Source organism: Daejeonella sp. (assembly GCF_044348475.1).
In the GTDB taxonomy this organism is placed as follows: domain Bacteria; phylum Bacteroidota; class Bacteroidia; order Sphingobacteriales; family Sphingobacteriaceae; genus Daejeonella.
The window spans coordinates 1-5965 of the sequence record NZ_JBIKSU010000095.1 but is presented as its reverse complement, the minus strand read 5'-3'; the positions used below and the strand labels follow the sequence as shown (position 1 = coordinate 5965).

At 35.0% G+C, this 5965-nt stretch carries 7 protein-coding genes; 4 read left to right on the top strand and 3 right to left on the bottom strand.

Annotated features, from left to right (window positions below; all coding sequences use genetic code 11):
* The first annotated feature begins 235 nt into the window (after positions 1-235).
* From pdxH to ACIQZ6_RS11310, 3 genes are read left to right on the top strand one after another with little or no spacing between them, the layout of a single operon-like run.
* Positions 236-889 carry a pyridoxamine 5'-phosphate oxidase gene (gene pdxH, locus ACIQZ6_RS11320; protein WP_395811165.1) on the top strand — a complete coding sequence of 218 codons (654 nt, stop codon included), beginning with the start codon at positions 236-238 and terminating at the stop codon, positions 887-889.
* 8 nt (positions 890-897) lie between these two features.
* Positions 898-1398: an NADH-quinone oxidoreductase subunit C gene (locus ACIQZ6_RS11315; protein ID WP_395811163.1), complete on the top strand. Its 501-nt coding sequence runs from the start codon at positions 898-900 to the stop codon at positions 1396-1398.
* Between the two features lie 25 nt (positions 1399-1423).
* Complete coding sequence (locus ACIQZ6_RS11310) at positions 1424-2605, top strand: NADH-quinone oxidoreductase subunit D (protein ID WP_395811161.1); 1182 nt, start codon at positions 1424-1426, stop codon at positions 2603-2605.
* A gap of 77 nt (positions 2606-2682) precedes the next feature.
* Here the strand turns inward: ACIQZ6_RS11310 and ACIQZ6_RS11305 are convergent, their stop codons facing one another.
* Together ACIQZ6_RS11305 and ACIQZ6_RS11300 are read right to left on the bottom strand one after the other, a co-directional pair.
* Positions 2683-3777, bottom strand: a complete 1095-nt coding sequence (locus tag ACIQZ6_RS11305) for a S1C family serine protease (RefSeq protein WP_395811159.1) — start codon at positions 3775-3777, stop codon at positions 2683-2685.
* Between the two features lie 9 nt (positions 3778-3786).
* Positions 3787-4353: an RNA polymerase sigma factor gene (locus tag ACIQZ6_RS11300; protein WP_395811157.1), complete on the bottom strand. Its 567-nt coding sequence runs from the start codon at positions 4351-4353 to the stop codon at positions 3787-3789.
* A 137-nt stretch (positions 4354-4490) separates the two neighbouring features.
* Here ACIQZ6_RS11300 and ACIQZ6_RS11295 point away from each other — a divergent pair, with 137 nt between their 5' ends.
* Positions 4491-4679, top strand: coding sequence for a hypothetical protein (locus ACIQZ6_RS11295; RefSeq protein ID WP_395811155.1), 189 nt, complete (start codon positions 4491-4493; stop codon positions 4677-4679).
* A gap of 176 nt (positions 4680-4855) precedes the next feature.
* Here ACIQZ6_RS11295 and ACIQZ6_RS11290 read toward each other — a convergent pair.
* Positions 4856-5965, bottom strand: a 1110-nt coding sequence (locus ACIQZ6_RS11290) for an efflux RND transporter permease subunit (protein ID WP_395811153.1), incomplete at its 5' end; no start/stop codon positions are given.

The window sequence follows — 5965 nt, the reverse complement described above, 5'->3', positions numbered from 1 at the left end:
AACAAATTGCATACAAATAGAAAAGAATTATAAATTTCTAGGATGAAAAGACACAGGATAAACCATATTTAAAGGACAAAATTAACGGTTGAATATTTACAAGAATTCTTGAGCTTTATTAAATCACTACAATATACGGCTAATAATTATCGAAATAATAGAATAACAAGGTGCAATTGTTAAGTTTGCATTAATAAAACTTATCGGATAAGTGTCCAGATAATTAATATGTACTATGTCAGTAGAAAAAGAAACATTAGAGAATCTCCGTAAGGAATACATTTCTGAAAAATTATCCGAAAAGGATGTTGCTAAAGATCCTATAAAACAGTTTGGCTTATGGTTAAAAGAAGCTATGGAAGCCGGAGTTTATGAGCCCAATGCAATGACTCTTGCCACTACTAGCATTGATAGAAAACCTTCTGCACGTATTGTTCTATTAAAGGGATATGAAGAGAGAGGTTTCATGTTTTATACCAATTATCTAAGTGCAAAAGGGAAAGAAATGGCAAAAAATCCGGTTGTTGCTCTTGTGTTTCATTGGGCTGAATTAGGTCGGCAAGTACGCATCGAAGGCACAGTAGAGAAATTAACCAAGGAAGAATCTGAACGTTATTTTCAAACTAGACCTAAGAAAAGCCAGCTAGGTGCTATTGTTTCGCCTCAAAGCCAAGTAATAGATGGAATGGAAGAAATTGAGAAAAATTGGCAGGAAGCTGAAGCCCGATATGATGGAAAAACTATTCCTAAGCCCGCATTTTGGGGAGGATATCTTGTAAAACCACAGGTTATTGAATTCTGGCAAGGGCGCCAAAGTCGTCTTCACGACAGAATTGTCTTCAAAAAAGCAGATAAAAAATCCTGGAAAATTGTTCGCCTTGCACCCTGAAAAATAGTATGAGTTTTGATGAAATAACCAAGCTTTTATCAGAAAAATTCGGTTCTGATGTAATCATTGAGGTTCAAACAGGAGGGCTTCAGCCGGCTTTAATCATTAAACCTGATTCAATTGTACCTGTTTGCCAGGAATTAAGAGATAATAAAAACACATGGTTTGACTTTCTTTCTTGTTTAACCGGCATTGATCATGGTGTGGAAAATAATCAATTCTCTGTAGTATACCACCTTGCATCCATACCTCACAAGCATCAGTTAGTTTTAAAAGTAATCATTGATCACGACAGAAGTTTGGATTCATTACCAAGCTTTATTTCTGTTTCAGAGGTATGGAAAACAGCAGAATGGCATGAGCGTGAGGCATTTGACCTTTTGGGAATACAATTCGAAGGGCATCCTGATCTTAGAAGAATTCTGCTTCCAGATGACTGGGAAGGCTATCCACTCAGGAAGGACTATAGTGCAGCAGAGGAATATAAAGGAATAAAAATAAAAGAGTAAATCTCTATTCATCATTAATAATATCATGCAGGTAAAAAAAACCAGATATGATCAGTTAACTGAGAATCTCAAACCAGAAGAGATGATCATCAATATGGGCCCGCAGCATCCATCAACGCATGGTGTTTTACGGCTTGAACTAATCACTGATGGCGAAATAGTCAAGGAGGTGATTCCTCACATGGGATATTTACACAGGTGTTTTGAAAAACACTGTGAATACCTTACTTATCAGCAAATCATTCCATTTGTTGACAGAATGGATTATCTATCGTCAATGAACAATGACCATGCCTATGTAATGGGAGTTGAACGAATGATGGGGATCGATAAAATTATCCCAAAGCGAGTAGAATATATTCGTGTTTTAGTTTGCGAGCTTAATCGAATAGCTTCTCATTTAATTGCAATAGGCACATATGGAATCGATATAGGTGCATTTACACCCTTTTTATGGTGTTTTAGAGATCGTGAGCATATCATGAACATGCTTGAATGGGCTTCTGGTTCCAGAATGCTCTATAATTATATTTGGGTTGGTGGTTTATTCTATGATCTTCCTGTGGGTTTTGAAGAACGCTGCAGTGAATTTGTTCGCTATTTCAAGCCTAAATTAATAGAGCTAAATCAGTTGCTAACAGATAACCAAATATTTATTAGCAGAACTGCCGGGGTTGGAATACTTCCACTTGATGTAGCAATTAATTATGGTTGTTCCGGGCCAATGCTAAGGGGTTCAGGCTTAAAATGGGATTTACGTCGTAGCGATGAATATTCAGCATACCCTGAATTAGATTTCGATATTCCGATAGGTAAAGGCGAGATGGGTAAAAGCGGCGATTGCTGGGACCGCTACAAGGTAAGAGCAGATGAAGTTGCAGAATCTATCCGAATCATTGAGCAATGCCTTGAGAGACTTCAAAAAGAGCTCAAACGTGGGCCTGAATTCGACCCAAGGGCAAAGCTTCCTAAAAAGATCATTCCAAAAGAGCAAGACTTTTATATACGCGCTGAAAATCCGCGTGGAGAGCTTGGATATTATTTTATTAGTGATGGCAAAACCGAAATACCAAAGCGAGTAAAAGCCCGAGCACCAAGCTTTAATAATTTGTCTGTTTTACCTGAAATTACCCGTGGTGTATTAATTGCAGATCTTGTAGCTATACTTGGATCTGTAGATATTGTTCTTGGAGAAGTTGATAGATAATATAATTCTATATCAAAAAAAAATATCTCAATAATTAAATGAGATATTTTTTAAAAAAATCAAATTTAAATTCTCTATTAATAAACTTTAACCATGTAAATAAAGGGTTCAAGTTTCTTAAACTGATCTTTCCTGCTTAATCCTGATAAATTATTACGCTTACTTAAAATTAACTTTTCATCAAGAGAATCTTGAGGTATAGCCTGAATTGATTTTAAAATGTAAGTTGATTTAATTGCAAATGCAGCTCCATCAACCATGGTTTGTTTTCCGTTAATGATACCAATAACGTTACCTAAATTATCAAGTAATGGACCACCACTATTTCCAGGGTTTACTGGAATAGAAACCTGATAGGCTACTGTATCTCCAGCATAACCATTTTTTGAACTCACATATCCTTTACCATAAACTTGGTCATCTCTTGGAAAACCTATCGTAAAAACATCTTCACCAACATCAGATGCTGTTTTTTTGAATGAGTAAGGTAAAACCTGAAGATCTTTAAAGCTAGGATCAGTGATCTGTAAAACAGCCAGATCATATGCTGGATCTATATAGATCATTTTAGCTTTAAAGGCTTCACCATTTGAATTTTGCACATAAACAGAATCAGCACCCTGAACAACATGGTAATTGGTTACAACATAGCCATTTGAAGAAATTGCAAAGCCAGTACCACCGAACTGCCCAGGATTTACAGGACCTTTTGATGGTTTATCATTGATGTTTTTAATCAGTGCATTTTGAGATTTCTTAATGCTATTAATTTCTCTGCGCAAAAGACTAACATTTGTTGAAATCGATTTAGAAAAATAACCAGTAGAAAGAAGTGTTCCACTAACAGCAATCAAAGCAACTGAGGCAGCAATAGCTGTATTGATCCTGTATTTTTTCCATAATCTCTTAATGATATGTGCATCTGGGGCTACTTCATTCTTTAATGCAAAAATATCAAGCGATTCATGTATAACATTCATTTCAGAAGCCAAGTTCAACCTATTAGCATAATCAGATAAATGATTAACTAAATTATGATGCTCAACAACCCTAATATCAAATGCAGGATCATTTAATCTTTTATTTTCAAAATCAATACGCTCAGATTCATTCAACTCCCCTCTCAGGTAGGAATCAATCTCATTTGTCAATTCTATATCGCTCTTCATCATTTACTTTATTTAGGCTTGAAAAAAAAGTTTTTTCAGGCGCTGCAGGCATTTATATTTTTGAGTTTTGGCATTATCCGAATTAGTATATCCAAATTTCTCACAGATCTCCTGCATAGATTTATTTTGCATATAATAATCTTCTATAATGGTTTTACAAGGCTCCCCTAATTGGCTAAGTGCCAATTCCATCACTTCAAATTGTCTATCTTTTTCTTCATGTCTTTCTAGATCGTCTTCAACCGGAATAAACTCAGAAAAATCTTCAATGTTTCTTAGGGTACGGCTTTGCGCATTTAATCGCTTTAACCATAACCTTCTACAAACAGAGTATAAAAAAGTTTTAAGCTTACTATTAAGCTCAAAATTTCCACTTTTTACTTTATTATAAAGAACAATAATTGACTCTTGAAAAACATCTTTTGCATCATCTTCATTTCCGTTATTATTCAACACTAATTGCAGAATCATTGGGAAATACGTTGAATACAAACGATTGAGTATTTCTTTGGAGTCATTCAGGATCCCTAGAATAATTTCGCTATCGGCTGGATCTGAACTTTTTATCTGTTTTTTCACTATTAATACTTTTTATGCGGAATTGTAACCCAATGATAGGGAAAATATTTTTTTTATTTTTCTTGAATCTTAAGGGTTACCTTTTAAAGATTGAGGTATTAAGTGTAAATTATTTAAATATATTTAAAAATTAAACGATGAAAAATTCATTCAAATTAGGTTTTTTAGCTTTAGCTATCTCTTTGTCAGTTGCTGCTTGTAACTCAAACAAAACTGAAGAAGCTGCTACTGATTCAACTGCTGTTGATACAACTGCTGTTGATACAACTGCTGTTGATACTGCTGCTGTTGATACTGCTGCTGCTGATACAGCTGCTGCTCAGTAATCAATTCAAAAACACAAAAGCCATTCAGGATTTCCTGAATGGCTTTTTTTTTGATAAAAATTCATTCAGATAACATAAATAAGTGTCAATAAAAACACTGAATTAAAAACAATAAAATTGTACCCGAATAAAAAACGGACCCTGTAAACAGAGTCCGTCCTATTTTTATTGCTGTGTTAAGCTATATTATTGGTCTTTTTTAACCAACCTTTAATACGTTTAGAATTCGAATCTCCAATTAATAACATGCAAGGCACCAAAATCAGTGTCAAGAAAGTTGCAAATCCTAATCCAAAAATCATAGTCCATGATAGTGGGCCCCAGAAAGCAACATTGTCACCACCAAAATACAAGTGAGCATCAAAATCACTAAATAAGGTAACAAAATCCATATTTAAACCAACAGCCAAAGGAATAAGTCCAAGCATTGTAGCCGTAGCGGTAAGCAAAACAGGAGTCATTCTTGTCCTTCCGGCCTCAATTATAGCTTCCCTAACATCCATTCCTTGTTCAATCAAGAGATCTGTAAATTCAACTAATAGAATACCATTTCGAACTACGATACCAGCTAAAGCAACGATACCAACTCCAGACATTACAATTGACATTTCCATTCTGAAAATTGTAACCCCCAATAAAACTCCTATAATACTTAATACAATTTCACTTAAAATAATAAGTGGTTTTGTGATTGAGTTGAATTGGGTAACCAAAATAATCAGTATGAGTCCTAAAGAGATCATCAATGCTGTACCTAAAAACAACATGGTTTCTTGTTGTTCTTCCTGCTCACCTGCCATTTTTACTTCAATTCCTGATGGCGCCTTAAACTGGCTAATTTCACTTTGAATATCTGCAACAACTTCATTGGGATTATAATCGCTTAGCACATTAGAAGATAGAATTATAATCCTTTTTTCCTGCTTACGTTTTATTCCACCATAGGTATTTACAAAATCAATTGAAGCAAAAGACGAAAGTGGTACCTGGCGAATTATCCCACCCATACCCATATCACGGTAAGTTACTTTCATGTTTCGAAGGGCATCCAGGTTATTTCGCTGAGTTTCATTAGCCCGAAGATTTATTTCATAATCTTCGTTTGTATCGCGAAACTTAGAAACTTCCTTGCCAAAAATTGCTGTTCGCAAGTCCATGCCTATTTGTCCGCTAGAAATTCCTTCTCGATTTGCACGTTCTCTGTCAATATCAAAAATTATCTCTGGCTTATTGTTTTGAAAATCAGATTTCAGTTCTTCAACACCCGCAATTTGCCTTGATTCAAG